Origin of the sequence: Rhizobium terricola (genome assembly GCF_012927355.1) — a bacterium.
In the GTDB taxonomy this organism is placed as follows: domain Bacteria; phylum Pseudomonadota; class Alphaproteobacteria; order Rhizobiales; family Rhizobiaceae; genus Allorhizobium; species Allorhizobium terricola.
In genome coordinates, this window is record NZ_JABBGK010000001.1 from 1,480,362 (window position 1) to 1,497,230 (window position 16,869).

General features: G+C 63.5%; 13 protein-coding genes. 9 read left to right on the forward strand and 4 right to left on the reverse strand.

Going from position 1 to position 16,869, the window contains the following annotated elements; all coding sequences use genetic code 11:
• Nucleotides 1–206: 206 nt before the first annotated feature.
• Genes HHL25_RS07050 through HHL25_RS07065 form a run of 4 tightly spaced genes read left to right on the forward strand, consistent with a single transcriptional unit; the run spans nt 207 to nt 4,196 of the window.
• Nucleotides 207–1,328: an ABC transporter substrate-binding protein gene (locus HHL25_RS07050; protein ID WP_169588558.1), complete on the forward strand. Its 1,122-nt coding sequence runs from the start codon at nt 207–209 to the stop codon at nt 1,326–1,328.
• Nucleotides 1,328–2,263, forward strand: a complete 936-nt coding sequence (locus HHL25_RS07055; protein ID WP_169588560.1) for a hypothetical protein — start codon at nt 1,328–1,330, stop codon at nt 2,261–2,263. The genes HHL25_RS07050 and HHL25_RS07055 overlap by 1 nt, the downstream gene beginning before the upstream one ends.
• Complete coding sequence (locus HHL25_RS07060; protein WP_169588562.1) at nt 2,251–3,162, forward strand: ABC transporter permease; 912 nt, start codon at nt 2,251–2,253, stop codon at nt 3,160–3,162. Before HHL25_RS07055 ends, HHL25_RS07060 begins: the two co-directional genes overlap by 13 nt.
• Nucleotides 3,159–4,196 carry an ABC transporter ATP-binding protein gene (locus HHL25_RS07065; RefSeq protein WP_169588564.1) on the forward strand — a complete coding sequence of 346 codons (1,038 nt, stop codon included), beginning with the start codon at nt 3,159–3,161 and terminating at the stop codon, nt 4,194–4,196. Before HHL25_RS07060 ends, HHL25_RS07065 begins: the two co-directional genes overlap by 4 nt.
• A 35-nt stretch (nt 4,197–4,231) precedes the next feature.
• Here the strand turns inward: HHL25_RS07065 and HHL25_RS07070 are convergent, their stop codons facing one another.
• Both HHL25_RS07070 and wrbA read right to left on the reverse strand, forming a co-directional pair.
• Nucleotides 4,232–4,483, reverse strand: coding sequence for a PilZ domain-containing protein (locus HHL25_RS07070; protein WP_169588566.1), 252 nt, complete (start codon nt 4,481–4,483; stop codon nt 4,232–4,234).
• A 144-nt stretch (nt 4,484–4,627) separates the two neighbouring features.
• Entirely contained in the window at nt 4,628–5,224 is a 597-nt protein-coding gene (gene wrbA / locus HHL25_RS07075) for an NAD(P)H:quinone oxidoreductase type IV (protein ID WP_169588568.1), read from the reverse strand.
• 236 nt (nt 5,225–5,460) lie between these two features.
• Between wrbA and HHL25_RS07080 the strand changes: the two genes are divergently transcribed.
• From HHL25_RS07080 to HHL25_RS07100, 5 genes are all read left to right on the forward strand, one after another.
• Nucleotides 5,461–6,249, forward strand: coding sequence for a competence/damage-inducible protein A (locus tag HHL25_RS07080; RefSeq protein ID WP_169588570.1), 789 nt, complete (start codon nt 5,461–5,463; stop codon nt 6,247–6,249).
• 113 nt (nt 6,250–6,362) lie between these two features.
• The gene (locus tag HHL25_RS07085; RefSeq protein ID WP_169588572.1) at nt 6,363–7,205 is read left to right on the forward strand and encodes a universal stress protein; all 843 of its coding nucleotides are present in this window, start codon (nt 6,363–6,365) and stop codon (nt 7,203–7,205) included.
• Nucleotides 7,206–7,421: 216 nt separating this feature from the next.
• On the forward strand, nt 7,422–7,919 hold the full coding sequence (gpt, locus tag HHL25_RS07090; protein ID WP_169588574.1) for a xanthine phosphoribosyltransferase: 498 nt from the start codon (nt 7,422–7,424) through the stop codon (nt 7,917–7,919).
• An 805-nt stretch (nt 7,920–8,724) separates the two neighbouring features.
• Nucleotides 8,725–12,540, forward strand: coding sequence for a vitamin B12-dependent ribonucleotide reductase (locus tag HHL25_RS07095; protein ID WP_169588576.1), 3,816 nt, complete (start codon nt 8,725–8,727; stop codon nt 12,538–12,540).
• Between the two features lie 359 nt (nt 12,541–12,899).
• Complete coding sequence (locus HHL25_RS07100; protein ID WP_169588578.1) at nt 12,900–13,688, forward strand: NYN domain-containing protein; 789 nt, start codon at nt 12,900–12,902, stop codon at nt 13,686–13,688.
• 98 nt (nt 13,689–13,786) lie between these two features.
• On the opposite strand, the gene HHL25_RS07105 is transcribed toward HHL25_RS07100, so the two are convergent.
• Nucleotides 13,787–15,178 carry a flavin monoamine oxidase family protein gene (locus tag HHL25_RS07105; RefSeq protein ID WP_169588580.1) on the reverse strand — a complete coding sequence of 464 codons (1,392 nt, stop codon included), beginning with the start codon at nt 15,176–15,178 and terminating at the stop codon, nt 13,787–13,789.
• Complete coding sequence (locus HHL25_RS07110) at nt 15,168–16,661, reverse strand: diguanylate cyclase domain-containing protein (RefSeq protein ID WP_169588582.1); 1,494 nt, start codon at nt 16,659–16,661, stop codon at nt 15,168–15,170. Before HHL25_RS07110 ends, HHL25_RS07105 begins: the two co-directional genes overlap by 11 nt.
• Between the last annotated feature and the right edge of the window lie 208 nt (nt 16,662–16,869).

The following is a 16,869-nucleotide window of genomic DNA, read 5'->3' on the forward strand; positions in this document are numbered from 1 at the left end:
ACGATCACGAAAGCATCGTTCACCCGTAACGAAGGATCGCTACGGCTTTGCTGCGTGCAAGCCAGCGGGCACCAGGGAGGGACAGAACGCCTCACGCTCCTGGTGCATGTCGGGCGACCTGTCGCGCCGAACCATTTTGCAACCATACGGCTTTTCCGGCGCCGATCCGCGCGCTGGCCAACCCATTTGTCGAGAAGAGTGCTACGATGAACCTGATTTCGAACTCCGGTGTGCTTTCGCGCCGCAACCTCCTGAAGGCCTCCGGCTCGCTGGCGGCCCTTGCCGCCCTCGGTCTGCCGGGTCTTTCGCTGGCCGCCGAAATGGCCGACTGGTCCGCCGTTCCGGACCTCGAAAAGGCCAAGGAAGAAGGCAAGCTGTTCAACACCTACGGCATGCCGGACAGCTGGGCGAACTACGGCGAGATCATTCAGGCACTCGGCAAGGCCAATGGCTTCACCCCCGAGCATGCCGACACCGACATGAGCTCGCTCGAGGAAATCACCAAGTTCGACGCCGAGAAGAATAATCCGGTGGCGATCGCCGCCGACATCGGCATCCTGTTCGGCAAGGTCGCCGAGGCACAGGGCGTGGTGCCCGACTACATGCCGCCGAATGCTGCCAAGCTTCCGGTCGGCCTCAAGGGCGAAAAGGGCGGCTGGGTCGCCACCTTCACCGGCGTCCCCGCCATGGTCGTCAATGCCGACGTCATCAAGAACGTGCCGAAGACCTGGGACGACCTCCTGAGCCCGGAATATACCGGCAAGGTCGGTGCGGTGAACGCGGCCGGTGGCGGCGGCACGGACATCGCCATCTTCCTCGCCTGGGCCTTTGCCCATGGCGGCAGCGACACGGATCTGACGCCCGGCGTCGAGTTCGCAAAGAAGATGGCGGCGCAATACACGACGGCTGCCACCAATGCCCAGACGCTCGAGCGCGGCGAAGCCCCGATCCAGATGAAGTACGACTTCAACTGCATCGCCGCCGCCGACGCACTGAAGAAAAAGGGCATCAACGCCCAGGTCGTCATCCCCGGCGTGTCGGTCTATGCCCCCTCGGCGTTGATGCTCAACCGCTACAACCTCGCCAAGATGAACGTCGCCAAGCTGCTGATCGACTTCGTTCTCTCCGACGAAGGCCAGCGGCTCTATGCCAAGTTCGGCGCGCGCCCGATCCGCTGGGTGCTTGGCGATCTCGACCTTCCGGCCGAAGCGAAGGCCAACTGGCTGCCGGATGCCGACTATGCCCAAGTCAAGCAGGTCGCCGACTGGTCGAAGGTGGACATGGAAGCCATCGTCACCGCCTGGCAGGAACAGGTGCTCGGCGGCTGATGTCGAGCCTCCGCATCGAACACGGTCCGTCGCCTGCCGCTCCGGCAGGCGACGGCGCCCCTGTGCGCTTCAACCGGCCGCCTGGCTTCTCGGTCATCTCCCTTCTCGGCGACTGGGGGCTGGCGATGCCGCTCATCCTGGTGGCCGGCACGGTTCTGCTCGTCCCCTGCTTCGCCATGATCCTGTCGAGCTTTTCGGCCGCCGACGGCAGCCTGACGCTGAAGAACTGGAGCGACACCTTCGCCTCCAAGACCGCCGTCGACGCCATCACCGGCAGCCTGCTGCTTGGCTTCACGGTCGCGACGATCGCCGCCGCGGTCGGCATACCGCTCTCGCTCATGATCGCCCGCATGCCGGGGCTCGGCCGCTCCATCAACATGGGCATCCTCAATGTCGCCTCGCATTTCGGCGGCATCGGCCTCGGCTTCGGCTTCATCGCCGCGCTCGGCACCTATGGCATGGTGACGCTTTCGCTCAACGCGCTCGGCATTCCCTTCGTGCCCCCAAAACAGAACGCCTTCTGGGGACTCGTCATCGCCTATGAGTATTCGAACATCCCGCTCTTCGTCATTCTGACGCTGCCGGCGGTTGCGGCGCTCAGGAACGAATGGTGGGAGGCGGCCCAGACCGCATCGGCAAGCCGCCTGCAGTTCTGGCGCCATATCGGCCTGCCGATCCTCGGTCCGTTCTTCATCGGCTCCTGGCTGTTGATCTTCACCTGGGCGGTCGGGCTCTACGGGCTCCCCGTGGCGCTCAACGGGTCGGCGCCCGGCTCGTTCCGTCTCATCACGCTGGAAATGGCCAAATCCCTGACCGGCTCCTTCTTTGGCAAGAACTACATGCCGGTCTATGCCGTGGTGCTGATGATATCCGCCGGCGTGACGCTCGGCCTCTACCAGATCATTCTTCGCAGGGGCACACGATGGCTGAAATGACATCCGCACCACCGATGCTGCCGCCGGTGCTTTCGGGCAGCCGGGCCTTTCCATTCGGCCTCAACCTTGCCGCCCGCTGGCCCTCGGCGCTCATTCTCACGACCTATCTGCTGTTCGTGGCGATCCCGATCGTCGCGGTTATTCTCTACAGCATCGCCACCCGCTGGACGACCTCGATCCTGCCGGACGGTTACACGCTTGCCCATTGGCTTGAAGCCGCGCGCGATCCGCGCTTCGTCGCGGTTCTCTTGCGCACCTTCCTGCTGGCGGTCGCCGTCGCCGTGCTCACCGTCGCGCTGGTGACACCGGCCGTCTACTGGCAGCATGTCCGCAATCCACGCATCCGCGCCGTGCTCAGTCTGCTTGCCGGCATCCCCTTCTCGCTGCCCTATGTCGTGATCGGCTTCGGCCTGCTCAAGGTGACCGGCGAGTTCGCGCCGTGGCTGCAGGGGACGGCCGGCCTTCTGCTCATCGCGCAGGTGTCGGTTGCCTTCTCCTTCGCCTACTGGTCGATCGATGCCTCGATGACCGCGACCAATGTCGTTGCGCTGACCGAGACGGCACGAACCTGCGGGGCCGGCCTCTTTCAGACGCTGCGCCATGTCATCCTGCCGAATGTCAGCGCCGGCATCGTCAGCGGCGCGATCCTGGCCTTCGGGGTGAGTTTCGGCGAGCTGGCGCTCGTGCAGATCCTGGTCGGAAGCCGCTTCGAGACTCTCGAACTCTACATGCTGAACATGCTGAAGAGCGCCGATGCCAATTTCAACATTCTGGCGGTGATCACCATGATCAGCTTCGCCATCACGCTCGTGCTGACGGCCGCCGTCGCCTATGTGTCGCGCGACGGCGGCAGGGCCGTTTCGCCCGGCGTGTCCACCGACAGGAAGACAAGACCATGAGCACCATCACCATCCACGAGGTCAGCAAGACCTACGGCCCGAAGCGGGCGCTCGACAGCCTGTCTCTCGACGTGCATTCCGGCGAGATGATTGCCATCCTCGGTTCTTCCGGCTGCGGCAAGACCACCTTGCTGCGGTGTCTGGCGGGCCTCATCGTGCCAGATTCCGGCGCCATCCGCTTCGGCGGCGAGGATGTGACCCGCCTGCCGCCACAGGAGCGCCCGATCGGAATGGTGTTCCAGAGCTACGCCCTCTTCCCCAACATGACGGTTGCGGAAAATGTCGGCTTTCCGCTGAAGGTGCGTGGCCGCGCCCCCCGGGAGATCGCCGCGCGGGTCGAGGAACTGCTCGATCTCGTCAAGCTCACCGCACTCGCCGACCGCCACCCCAACGAGCTTTCGGGCGGCCAGCAGCAGCGGACCGCGCTTGCGCGCGCGCTTGCTCCCTCGCCCCAGGTTTTGCTGCTCGACGAACCGCTCTCGGCGCTCGATGCCGTCGTCCGCGACAACCTGCGCGACGAACTTAGGCGCATCCAGCAGAAGGTCAGGACCACGGCGCTGATCGTCACCCACGACCAGGCCGAGGCGCTGGCGGTGGCCGATCGCGTGGTGGTGATGCAGGATGGCAGGATCGAGCAACTCGCGACGCCCGAAGTGCTCTACGAGCAACCGCTCACGGCCTTCAGCGCTTCCTTCATCGGCAATCGCAATGCCTTGAGGCTGCCGGTCGTCGAGGGGGGCGTCCGCCTCGGCAAGGCGCTGACGCTCGAGACCGTGCCGGCAGCGACCACTGCCGCACTGTTCGTGCGGCCCGAGGACGTCCGTCGGGTCGGTGCGGAACACGGCGAACCCGCCTATGTGGAAAGCCGGATGTTCCAGGGACAGACCACGCGCTTCTATCTTCAGCTGCAGCGGGAGGGCGAGATCGTGCATTTGAGGGCGGATTGGCCGGCCCGCGAGGTCGCCGACATCCGGGTCGGCGATACCGTGCATGTCGCACTGACGCCGGAGGATGTGCACGTCTTCGAGGCCTGAGACTGTTCGTCTGGAGCAGCGGTTTCTGCCGTCGTTCAGCTGGCGATCTTGAAGGCGACGCCCAGTTCCTTGGGCGTGCGCCACTTGACGTCGCAGGCGTGGGTACTGCCGTCCTCAAAATTGAGGGTGAAATCGTTCGGGACGCCGATCGTCGTTTCCAGCACGATCTTGGCGCCAGCGGAAGAAAGGTTCCTGACCGTGCAGTCGAATGTGGAAAAGCCACCCGGCAACACGATTCGGGCCGCCTTCAACGCGCGCAGCCTCGGACTTGCTCTTCTTTCTTCCATGCCATTCACCTCTGCATTTCGCTCAGAGGTTATTTTCTTATTTGCTAATTTTTCGTTTCACGGCGCGGGTGTTTTCTTGCCCGTCAACACAAGAAAGCCGGGGATCAGATCCCCGGCTTTCCCGACTTGCATTCTACCTCAGGCTCAGGCGAGCTTGGCAGCGATCTTGGCGACGTGGGCGCCCTGGTAGCGAGCGGCTTCCAGTTCGACTTCCGAAGGCTGGCGCGAGCCGTCGCCGTCGGTGATCGTCGAGGCGCCGTAGGGCGAGCCGCCCTTGACGGCTTCGACGCCCATCTGACCCTGGAAAGCATAGGGCAGGCCGACGACGGCCATGCCGTGGTGCAGGAAGGTCGGGATGAAGCTCAGGATCGTCGATTCCTGCCCGCCATGCTGGGTTGCCGACGAGGTGAAGACCGAGCCCACCTTGCCGACCAGCTTGCCATTGAACCACAGGCCACCGGTCTGGTCCCAGAAATTGCGCATCTGCGAGGCGACGGTGCCGAAGCGGGTGCCGGCGCCGACGATGATGGCATCGTACTGGTCAAGTTCGGCGGGCGTGGCGATCTCGGCCTTCTGGTCGACCTTGAAGTGCGAAGCCTTGGCGACATCTTCCGGAACCAGTTCCGGAACGCGCTTGACGGTCACTTCGGCGCCGGCCGACTTCGCGCCTTCGGCGACTGCATAGGCCATGGTTTCGATGTGGCCGTAGGAAGAATAGTAGAGAACCAGTACCTTAGCCATTTTCTTGTCTCCGTTCCAAGGGCGCGGCGAGCGCCGTCGATGAATCTGATGACCAAGATGTAGCTCACTGCCGATCGAGTACCAGCCGTCGCGGCGGCGACGGACTGTTCACCTATTGGATACGGAACAATCGAATTCGCGTCATATTTTGTGAACGAAAGGCAGGCTGCAGCGGAGCCCTTGCCAAGCCCCGGAGACGCGCTAGAACTCATCAGCGAAACGATCGGGATACGCTCATGACTGACGCCAGCCTCAAGACCGCCGCCATGCTCGCCATCGGCGACGAACTGCTCTCCGGCCGCACCAAAGACAAGAACATCGGCCACCTCGCCGACGTGCTGACCCTTGCCGGCATCGACCTCAAGGAAGTCCGCATCGTCGCGGACGAGGAAGAATCGATCGTCGAGGCCCTCGACGCGCTCCGGGCCCGATACACCTACGTCTTCACCTCCGGCGGGATCGGCCCGACCCATGACGACATCACGGCGGATGCGGTCTCGAAGGCCTTCGGCGTGCCGTGTCGCCACGACGCGGAGGCGATGAAGCTTCTCGGGGCGATGTACGAGCGCCGCAACATGGAATTCACCGAGGCGCGCCAGCGCATGGCGCGCATGCCCGAAGGCGCCCGCCACATTCCCAACCCGGTCTCGACGGCACCGGGCTTCGTCATCGGCAACGTGCATGTGATGGCGGGCGTCCCGCAGGTGTTCCAGGCGATGCTCGACCACGTCGTCTCGACGCTGCCTGCGGGAACGCGGATGCTGTCCCGGTCGATCGCCTGCCCGTTCGGCGAAGGCGACATCGGCACCCTACTCGGCGCCATCCAGAAGAATCATCCCGAAACCTCGATCGGCTCCTACCCGCAGTTCGACGGCAAGCGCTTCTCGACGGAGCTGATCGTCAGGGCCCGTGACGAAGCCGTCCTGGCGGCGGCCGCCGCCGACGTCGAGGCCATGATTTCGGCGCTCGAGGCAGAGCGCGACGGCAACCGGCCGAGGGATCTCGACACCGGCGAACTTGCCTGAGGCCGCCATCACGGGCCGCCACCGCTATTGACCGAAGTCAAGGAACGGCCCAAGGATTGGCGCCATTAATTGCTTATGCGGGATGCCTCAGTCACCGCTCGAGGAGAATTATCATGGGCTACAAAACACTTCTTGCCGTTCTGGACACCACCAAGAATGCGCAGCAAATCACTGATTTTTCCATTTCGCTCGCCGAACATTTCAAATCCCACGTGATCGGGCTGCATGCCGAGGCGCTGGCAACCGTGCCGCTCGTGGCACCGATGGAAATCCCGGATCCGTCGACCGTCCAGGCGCTTCAGGACATGGCGCATGCCGAGACGCTCGATGTCGAAAAGGTCTTCCGCGAACGCGCCGAACGCAACGGCACGTCGTTTGAATGGCGCAGCTTCGTCTCCTCCGCCGGCTATAGCGCCTCCTCGCTCGTCGACAGCGCGCGTTGCGTCGATCTGGTCGTCGCCGCTCAGGGTGAGAACAGCGTGCTTTCGGAAAGTCGCTCCGACCTCGAGACCTTCCTTTTCGAAAGCGGCCGCCCGGTCCTCCTCGTGCCCTACATCCTGAAGCAGCCGAAGCCGATCAAGCGCGTGCTGATTGCCTGGAACGGCTCGCGCGAGGCAGCGCGCGCCACTTTCGACGCCCTGCCCTTCCTGATGGCCGCCGAGTCGGTCGAGGTCTTCTCGGTCGATCCGCCGGAAAACCGCAGCCAGTCGGCTGCCATGGCCGGCGCCGAGATCGCGGCGACCCTTGCCCGCCACGGCGTCAACATCACGGTGGTGCGTCAGGAGTCGGATCACCTGCCCGCCTCGGCGGCCATCGAGAACCGCCTGTCCGACAGTTCGATCGATCTTCTCGTCATGGGCGCCTACGGCCACAAGCGCTGGTGGGAAATGCTGTTCGGCGGCGTGACCCGCACCGTCCTCGAGTCGATGACCGCACTCACGCTCTTGTCGCGCTGAGCGCAAGGGGCCGGGCCTTGCCTTGGCCCCCTGAATGCCGCTAATAGCAGCGGACTGGACCCAAGCCCTTGTGGGCAGCATGCGCGCGGCCTCGTCCGCGCGCTTAGCGTTTGGCCTTCGCCCCAACGCTGACGCGCCGGCACGAGCGACGGGTCCCGACGTTTTCGGCCGACCGGCCACCAGACAAACCCCTTGCCTTCGCGGAGCCCCAGATCGATGTCCCTGCCAGATAAAGCCTTCCCCGTTTCCTGGGATCAGTTCCACCGTGACGCCCGTGCGCTCGCCTGGCGGCTCGCCGGCCTCAACCAGTCGTTCCGTGCCATTGTCTGCATCACCCGCGGCGGCCTCGTGCCGGCGGCGATCATCTCGCGAGAATTGAACATCCGCCTGATCGACACGGTCTGCATCGCCACCCGCCACGACTATGTCAACCAGGGCGAGACGCAGCTCCTCAAGGGCATTTCCCCCGACCTGCTGGCGGATGGCGGCGCCGGCGTTCTCGTGGTGGACGACCTCACCGACACCGGCAAGACCGCGCTGGAAGTCCGCGAGATGCTGCCGAAGTCCCATTTCGCCTGCGTCTATGCAAAGCCCTCCGGCGTGCCGACGATCGACACCTTCGTCACCGAGGTCTCGCAGGACACCTGGATCTACTTCCCCTGGGACATGGGCTTCACCTACCAGGAACCGATCGCCAAGGGCCACAAGGGCTAGAGGCAAGGTATCGACGGGTAGCAAAGGTCGCCGCCCTGAACATCCGACCAAGAGAAGGCGCGGAGCCCCCCGCGCCTTTTTTCGTTTCCGTCGCGAAAATTTGTTCGGTCCGCGAAGGGAGAGCAAAGCCTGCCACCCGACACATTTTGTGACAGTGCAAGACCTCTTCGTGAACCGGCCTTATCCACCGGAATTAGACGTCGGGCGATTCGGTCGCTCTAGATATGGTTAAAACGCTGGAGAACCGGGCCATCGCCGAGGTCGCCGCCGGTGCCCTTTCGTCCATGAGAGACGTCTAGTTGCGGGGCGCGACCGCCGCCCATGATGCGGCCGGAAACGAAAAGTCGAGCGATTACATCGACATCGGTCCTTTCCCCGTTTTCCACAGCCGGCAACCACAAGATCTTGTATTAATAAATTCGTCATAACCCACCCCTTGACGGAATCAGGCCTTTCAAAGTTAATGCTTCCTTATGTTGCGGCGGCGACTGAACCGGACATAACGAGGCCGGTTCACTCCTGAAAATCGCGAGGCGTATGCACGGGTCCGGGCCATGATCAGCCTTAAGCCCGGCGGCATTTTTGCGCGGTTCAAGGCTGCCGAAACAAGATGTGGGGACTGGCGGCAACAAAGTGTTAATACTATATATTGTAGGCTTGCAGCCATAATCAGCACAAGATACAGGGTCATCATCTCCGGATGAATCACCCGACGGACGAGACAGATGGCCGGCTGCGCGCTTAGACACGTGTGGCGGGACGGGGCTTTTTGCGCCGATTGGCGCTTGAGATACGAGGGACGACGATGCGCATTGAAAGACGTTTCACCAAGCCGGGCCAATCGCCATATGCGGAGATCGAATTCCGCAAGGCGGTGAGCGAGATCAAGAACCCCGATGGTTCGATCGTCTTCCGGCTCGCCGACATCGACGTGCCGGCCCAGTTCAGCCAGGTCGCGGCCGACATCCTGGCGCAGAAGTATTTCCGCAAGGCCGGCGTACCGAAGGTCCTCAAGAAGGTCGAGGAAAACGACGTACCGTCTTTCCTGTGGCGCTCCGTGCCCGACGAAAAGGCGCTGGCCGCACTTCCGGAAAACGAGCGCTTCGGCTCGGAAACCGACGCCCGTCAGGTCTTCGACCGTCTCGCCGGCACCTGGACCTACTGGGGCTGGAAGGGCAAGTATTTCACCTCGGAAGAAGATGCGCTGACCTTCCGTGACGAACTCGCCTACATGCTGGCCACGCAGCGGGTCGCCCCGAACTCGCCGCAGTGGTTCAACACCGGCCTGCACTGGGCCTATGGCATCGACGGTCCCGGCCAGGGCCACTTCTATGTCGACCCCTTCACCGGCAAGCTCGTCAAGTCGAAGTCGGCCTATGAGCATCCGCAGCCACATGCCTGCTTCATCCAGTCCGTCGGCGACGACCTCGTCAACGAAGGCGGCATCATGGACCTGTGGGTTCGCGAAGCCCGCCTCTTCAAGTACGGCTCCGGCACCGGCTCGAACTTCTCCTATCTGCGCGGCGAAGGCGAAAAGCTGTCCGGCGGCGGCCGCTCGTCCGGCCTGATGAGCTTCCTCAAGATCGGCGACCGCGCCGCCGGCGCGATCAAGTCGGGCGGCACGACGCGCCGCGCCGCCAAGATGGTGGTGGTCGATATCGACCATCCGGATATCGAGGAATACATCAACTGGAAGGTCAAGGAAGAGCAGAAGGTCGCAGCGCTCGTCACCGGCTCGAAGATCGTCGCCCGTCACCTCAAGGCGATCATGAAGGCCTGCGTCAACTGCACGGCCGACAACGACGCCTGCTTCGACCCGAACCAGAACCCGGCACTGAAGCGCGAGATCCGCGCCGCCAAGAAGGATCAGGTTCCGGAAAACTACGTCAAGCGCGTCATCCAGTTCGCCCAGCAGGGCTACAAGGACCTCGAGTTCAAGACTTACGACACCGACTGGGATTCGGAAGCCTATCTCACCGTTTCGGGCCAGAATTCCAACAACTCCGTCTCGCTCAAGGACGATTTCCTGCGCGCCGTCGAGAATGACGGTGACTGGCACCTGACCGCCCGCAAGGACGGCAAGGTCATGAAGACGCTGAAGGCCCGCGCGCTCTGGGAACAGATCTCCTATGCCGCCTGGGCATCGGCCGATCCGGGCCTGCACTTCAACACGACGATGAACGACTGGCACACCTGCCCGGCCGCCGGCTCGATCCGCGCGTCGAACCCGTGCTCGGAATACATGTTCCTCGACGACACGGCCTGCAACCTTGCTTCGCTCAACCTCCTGCAGTTCAAGGATGCGGCAACCAAGAAGATCAACATCGGCGACTACGAGCATGCCGTCCGCCTGTGGACCGTGGTCCTCGAAATCTCGGTGATGATGGCCCAGTTCCCGTCGCGCCAGATTGCCGAACTGTCCTATGAATACCGCACGCTCGGCCTCGGCTACGCCAATATCGGCGGCCTGCTGATGTCGTCCGGCATTCCCTACGACTCCGCCGAAGGCCGTGCCATCGGTGGTGCGCTGACCGCCATCATGACGGGCGTCTCCTATGCGACCTCTGCCGAGATCGCTTCGGAACTCGGCCCGTTCCCGGGCTATGCACCGAACCGCGACAACATGCTGCGGGTCATCCGCAACCATCGCCGCGCCGCTCACGGCCAGACCGCCGGCTATGAAGGCCTGTCGGTCGATCCGGTCGCGCTCATCCATTCGGACTGCACCGATCCGGCGCTGATCGCCCATGCGACCGCCGCCTGGGACAAGGCGCTCGAGCTCGGCGAGAAGCACGGCTACCGCAACGCGCAGGTCTCGGTCATCGCGCCGACCGGCACGATCGGCCTCGTCATGGACTGCGACACCACCGGCATCGAGCCCGACTTCGCTCTCGTGAAGTTCAAGAAGCTCGCCGGCGGCGGCTACTTCAAGATCATCAACGCTGCCGTTCCGGAAGCGCTGCGCACGCTCGGCTATTCGGAAAGCCAGATCGCCGAGATCGACGCCTATGCCGTCGGCCACGGCAACCTGAACCAGGCGCCGGGCGTCAACCCCTCGACGCTGAAGGCCAAGGGCTTCACCGACGAGAAGATCGAAGCCGTCAACGGCGCGCTGAAGGCCGCCTTCGACATCAAGTTCGTGTTCAACCAGTGGACGCTCGGCGCCGACTTCCTGAAGGAAACCCTCAAGGTCTCCGACGAGCAGCTCGCCGACATGTCGTTCAACCTGCTCGAGCATCTCGGTTTCTCGAAGAAGGACATCGAAGCCGCCAACATCCATGTCTGCGGTGCGATGACGCTCGAAGGCGCCCCCTTCCTCAAGGCCGAACACCTGCCGGTCTTCGATTGCGCAAACCCGTGCGGCAAGATCGGCAAGCGTTACCTGTCGGTCGAAAGCCACATCCGCATGATGGCGGCCGCCCAGCCGTTCATCTCCGGCGCCATCTCCAAGACGATCAACATGCCGAACGAGGCAACCGTCGAGGATTGCGGCGCGGCCTACATGCTGTCCTGGAAGCTGGCGCTCAAGGCCAACGCGCTCTATCGCGACGGCTCCAAGCTCTCCCAGCCGCTCAACGCCTCGCTGATCGAGGATGAAGCCGACGAGGACGCCATCGAAGACCTGATCCAGCAGCCGGTTGCCGCCCAGGCGGTCACCGTCACGGAAAAGATCGTCGAGCGGATCATCGAGAAGGTGGTGCGCGACCGCGAGAAGCTGCCGAACCGCCGTCAGGGTTACACCCAGAAGGCCACCGTCGGCGGTCACAAGGTCTATCTGCGCACCGGCGAATTCGGCGACGGCCGCCTCGGCGAGATCTTCATCGACATGCACAAGGAAGGCGCTGCCTTCCGTGCGATGATGAACAACTTCGCCATCGCGATCTCGCTCGGCCTGCAGTACGGCGTACCGCTCGAGGAATATGTGGAGGCCTTCACCTTCACCAAGTTCGAGCCGGCCGGCATGGTTCAGGGCAATGACGCGATCAAGAACGCCACGTCGATCCTCGACTACGTGTTCCGCGAACTGGCCGTCTCCTATCTCGGCCGTCACGACCTCGCGCATGTCGACACGTCGGACTTCTCCAACACGGCGCTCGGCAAGGGTATCCAGGAAGGCAAGACCAACCTGATCTCGACCGGCTGGACCCGCGGCTACAAGCCGACGCTGGTTTCCGGCGGCAATGTCGACCGCTCGCTCGCCGAGCCGAAGGGTGCGGCAACAGCCGCCCCCGCCAAGGCTTCGTCCGGCGGTAGCGTCACGGCCTTTGCCGGTTCAGCCGCCCGCAAGCTCGAGGTGACCACCGCGATTGCGACCTCGGAAATCGTCGCCTTCAAGCGCGACTACGAGGAACGCGCTGCTGAACTTGCCGAAGAGATCGCCGACGAGGCACTCGCCAGCGAAACCGACCAGGCCGCAACCGCCCTCTTCTCCGACAAGGCCGCAGCCGACGCCGCCGCCGCCAAGACGGAAGCCAAGAAGGTCGAGGCCGAACGCCGCATGCGCTCGATCGCGCAGGGGTACACCGGCAACATGTGCTCCGAGTGCCAGAACTTCACGATGGTTCGGAATGGTACCTGCGAGAAGTGCGACACGTGTGGTGCGACGAGCGGGTGCTCTTGATGAATTGATGATGCTCGAAGAGCATCTTGATACCAGCTTTGTGGAGGCGAGCCAGCAATGGCTCGCCTCTTCGCTTTCTGTCCATATCGCCGTGTCATGCGGCGCCCCGTGGCTGGCCGACGTGGCTTCCCGGTCCACGTTTCATCGACCGGATCCGTTGGCATGACCTGAACGTCCGGCGTGCCAGATGTGGGCTTGATGGTGGATCCTCAGGTCAGGCCCGAGGATGACGACCCTTCATATGAAGCCATCAATCCGCTGCCCTCTCTTAAGCAAGCGTCAACTGCTCTTCGAGACCAGAGCCGCGGTTGCAATGACCTGAGAAACGTCTAGCTTTCCGAGCATGGGAGGGGAGACAGATGGCAACGGAAGTTTCAGGAACACTGGCGCTGCTGATCGATGGTGACAACGTTTCACCGAAGATCGTCGTCGGCCTAATAGCCGAGATCGCGAACTACGGAACGGCGAGCGTGAAACGCATCTACGGCGACTGGACGGGGCCGAACCTTCGGGGCTGGAAGGAGTGCCTGCTTGAGCATTCGATCCAGCCAATTCAACAGTTTGCCTATACGAAAGGAAAGAACGCGACCGACGGCGCCATGATCATCGACGCGATGGACTTGTTGTATACCGGCCGGTTTTCGGGCTTCTGCATTGTCTCCAGTGACAGTGATTTTGCGCGGTTAGCCGCACGAATCCGGGAACAAGGCGTCACTGTCTATGGGTTCGGCGAACGAAAGACGCCGCGCCCCTTTATCACTGCCTGTGACAAGTTCGTCTATTTCGACGTGCTCAACGCCCAGGATGAGGAGGTCATTGAGCTCGCGCCCCCCACGACGAGTCCGATTGTTGCCAAGCCCACGACCATCCAAGCGCCGCCTAAAAAGGCGGGCTTGAACAAAGCAGCCAGAAACATGTTGATCAAAGCGATTGTCGCAACTGCAGATGAAGACGGTCGGGCCAATCTGGCCCAGGTGGGCGGTCATCTGGCGAAACAGGCCCCCGATTTCGATGCGCGAAACTATGGCTTCCCCAGATTAAGCGACCTTGTGAAATCATCAGGCATCGTCGACGTCGAGCGAGCGCCGGACAATCCCAAAGTCATTCTCGTTCGCCTCAAGAAGGCTCCCGTTGTCAACTCCAAGTGAGAGACCATCACGAACTGCCAGCACTGTATCCCTCGTCACCCACGGCGCCCCACACTCCGTCATCGTCATCCTCGGCCTTGAGCCGAGGATCCGCACCATCAGCCGCCGATCACCTTCAACACCTGGCCGGCGGCGCGTTCGCCGCTGAGATAGGCGCCGTGCACCGTGCCGTGAAACTCGAAGCCGGTGTGTTCGCCGGCGAGAAACAGCCGTTCGCCGACGGGATCTGCGAGGCAATCGAAATCGGCGGGCTTGGCGCCGACCGCGGGGAAGGAATAGGCGCCGAGCGCGAAGGGGTCGCGCGACCATTGCGAGGCGACGAGACCGGTTGCGGGCCGCGCCGCCTTGCTGAACATCTCGGAAAGGACGGTGGCAATGTCGGCCTCGAGGTCGGCCTTCGTCATCCCGTCGGCCTTGACGGCATAGTCGCCGGTTGCGACCAGCGTCAGGACATCGGCATCATTGACCGGTTTCAAGCTGACCATGGTCGGCCACCGGCCGCGCTCGCGGGCGGCATAACTCAGGAATTCGACGTCATCCGGCCAGAAGCAGGCGTCGAAGCGCATCGAGACGCGCGTCACCGTGCCGAAGCCGATCGCGGCGACCGCATCCGCCTGCGCCTTCGGCAGCGGCGGATCGAAGAGCACATTGCCGGCCTTCATCACGCCGAGCGGCAGCGTCGAGATGACATAGGCGCCCGAATGCGATCCCTTCGACGTCTCGACCGTCACCCCGCCGCCGCCATGGGCAATGCGGCGAACCGGTTCGCCGAGGCGAATATCGAGCCCCTTAGCGAGAGCCTTCAGCACGCCGGCATAACCTTCGGGCAGCAGAGCATCCGGGCCTTCGTAGACGCTGTCCTCACCGTAATGGGCGGCCGAAATCTCCGACAGCGGTGCACCGGCGTCATCCTCGATTTCGCTCGACAGCATCCAGCCGGAGAGCGGATCCTTGAGCGCGCCGGGATCGAGCTGGTCGATGGCGTCGAACATCGAGATGTCGGCATCCTCGTCCGCCTCGTCGGCGGCCTTGTCGACGATGGTCTCGAAGGCATCGAAGACGTCCTCGATCTCCCAGTCCTCCGGGCGTTCGCCGCCGGGCAACCAGACCTGGTAGTCGTCGTAGTCGCTGAAGAAGGTGGTAAGGCCCGCGTCGCGGACGCGGGTTGCAACCGGATTGCCGTTGAAGCCATGCACCCAGGCCGCTCCGCGTTCGACAGGCGTGCCGAGACTCTCATCGGTGTCGATGCGGCCGCCGATCCGCTCGCGTGCCTCGATGACCACCACGGCGATCCCGCGGTCAGTCAGCATGCGGGCGGCTGCGAGACCGGCGATGCCTGCACCGACGATGATGACGCGCGGCGGGGTCGCAGTGGCTGCTGCGGGCTTGGAGGCGGCCACGGCCGGATCGAGGCGCGGGCCGCCGAGAAACGCGCCTGCGGTCCCGGCCGACAAGGCCAGGAGGCGGCGGCGGGAAAGCTCAGGCCGCATGGCTCGCCCCGGAGCTTGCGGATCGTGCCGCGCCGGACGACTGATCGGCGGCGAACAGCGCCCTGCCCCGCCCGCCCTCCTTCGAGGCATAGAGCGCGCGGTCGGCGGTCGCCATGATCGCATTGGCGCCGGTCGCATCGTCGGGAACAACCGCAATGCCGAGGCTGATGCCGACATCGGTGGTCACCCCATTGTCGAGCGTGATCGGGGCACCGACCGCGCTCATCAGCCGGCTTGCCAGCAAGGATAGCCTTGCGCGGTCGCTGAAACCGTTGACCAGAATGACGAATTCGTCGCCGCCGATGCGGCCGACCAGCCCGTCATCGCCGACCGTCTCGGCAAGACGGCTGGCGACCGTCTTGATGACGAGATCACCGGCGGCGTGGCCCCAGGTGTCGTTGATCGCCTTGAAGCGGTCGAGGTCGCCGGCGATCACCGCGAAGCGCGAGGCGGCCGCCTTGCCGGCAGCATGTTCCAGCGCCTCGGAAAAACTCCGTCGGTTGGCAAGGCCGCTCAGGGGATCGTGGAGGGCAATCTCGCGGTTGCGCTGCTCGCTTTCCTCAAGCTGCAGCGAGAGCGACCGGATATGGCGAACGATGAACAAGCTGGCAAGCGCGAGCAGGCAGGACAGGAACAACGCCACCGGCACGACCACCGCCCAGATGTGCGAGCCGGGATGCGCCCCGGTCCAGTCGAAGCTGCCGATCACCCGGCCGGACGCCGAGCGCAGCGGCACCTTGCCACCGGCATCCGGGCCGAAGGCCACATCGGCGAAGTCGAGCTGGGAGTTGAGGTCGCGCACCAATTCGATATCGATCGGCTTGGCGGAAATGACGATGTAGGGCGCCCCTTCCGGCAGCACCACTTCCTCGTCGTCCGGCACGATCGCCATCGCGCTAACGATCATAGGTTCGCCGTCGATTTCTGCAAAAGCGAATTCGGCGATCTTCGCGACATCGATGCTGGTCACCTGTTTCTGGCTGAAGCCACCCTGCACCGCGACGCGGTTGGCGTTGTGGCGCTCGACCGCCTTGCGGGCGATGGCGGCAATGTCGCCCTCAGGGTCAGGCGTGCGGCGGGTGAAGTCGACACGGTCCTCCTGACCGGTCATGACGATCTGGCCTCCCGGATCGACGAGGAAGGTGCGGTCCTGACCGAAGTCATACCACAGCGAAGACACGAACTCGTCCTCGACAAAGGCCTCGCGGAACTTGAGGACGACGTATTTGACCGAGCGGTCCCAGCGCGCCATGCTCAGTTGGTCGCGGGCCAGCAGGCTCTGGCGGTCCTTCAGCGCATTCTCGAAAAGCTTGAGTTCGGTGACGGCAGCCTGCTGGTCTGCCTCGTCGGAGGCGATGCTGCCGACATAGAGCAGCGACAATCCCGACAGGGTTATCAGCGTCGCGGCAAAGGCCAGGACGAGCCGCGACAACCGTCGCGGCGACACATTTCCCCGAATGCCGACCATTTCATCTGCGGCCATGATCTCACCCACCATCCCCTTGGTCGCAGAAAGTGTGACGGCGGGTCTTTAAGACCGCCTTAAATGGGGTGGCCCAAACGACTGCAACCTGCAGTCATGCTTGACGAATGGTGAAGTTGGCGAGATGCGGGCAAAAAAAGAACCCCGCTGGAGGAGCCGGGGTTCGGGGATCAGGAGGGAAACGGTGGAAGGCCTTCATAGCCTTCCT

Excerpts from the sequence above, each read along its gene's own strand:
- HHL25_RS07050 (WP_169588558.1), top strand. The coding sequence starts at position 207 with ATGAACCTGATTTCGAACTCCGGTGTGCTTTCGCGCCGCAACCTCCTG.
- HHL25_RS07055 (WP_169588560.1), top strand. The coding sequence starts at position 1,328 with ATGTCGAGCCTCCGCATCGAACACGGTCCGTCGCCTGCCGCTCCGGCA.
- HHL25_RS07060 (WP_169588562.1), top strand. The coding sequence starts at position 2,251 with ATGGCTGAAATGACATCCGCACCACCGATGCTGCCGCCGGTGCTTTCG.
- HHL25_RS07065 (WP_169588564.1), top strand. The coding sequence starts at position 3,159 with ATGAGCACCATCACCATCCACGAGGTCAGCAAGACCTACGGCCCGAAG.
- HHL25_RS07070 (WP_169588566.1), bottom strand. The coding sequence starts at position 4,483 with ATGGAAGAAAGAAGAGCAAGTCCGAGGCTGCGCGCGTTGAAGGCGGCC.
- wrbA (WP_169588568.1), bottom strand. The coding sequence starts at position 5,224 with ATGGCTAAGGTACTGGTTCTCTACTATTCTTCCTACGGCCACATCGAA.
- HHL25_RS07080 (WP_169588570.1), top strand. The coding sequence starts at position 5,461 with ATGACTGACGCCAGCCTCAAGACCGCCGCCATGCTCGCCATCGGCGAC.
- HHL25_RS07085 (WP_169588572.1), top strand. The coding sequence starts at position 6,363 with ATGGGCTACAAAACACTTCTTGCCGTTCTGGACACCACCAAGAATGCG.
- gpt (WP_169588574.1), top strand. The coding sequence starts at position 7,422 with ATGTCCCTGCCAGATAAAGCCTTCCCCGTTTCCTGGGATCAGTTCCAC.
- HHL25_RS07095 (WP_169588576.1), top strand. The coding sequence starts at position 8,725 with ATGCGCATTGAAAGACGTTTCACCAAGCCGGGCCAATCGCCATATGCG.
- HHL25_RS07100 (WP_169588578.1), top strand. The coding sequence starts at position 12,900 with ATGGCAACGGAAGTTTCAGGAACACTGGCGCTGCTGATCGATGGTGAC.
- HHL25_RS07105 (WP_169588580.1), bottom strand. The coding sequence starts at position 15,178 with ATGCGGCCTGAGCTTTCCCGCCGCCGCCTCCTGGCCTTGTCGGCCGGG.
- HHL25_RS07110 (WP_169588582.1), bottom strand. The coding sequence starts at position 16,661 with ATGGCCGCAGATGAAATGGTCGGCATTCGGGGAAATGTGTCGCCGCGA.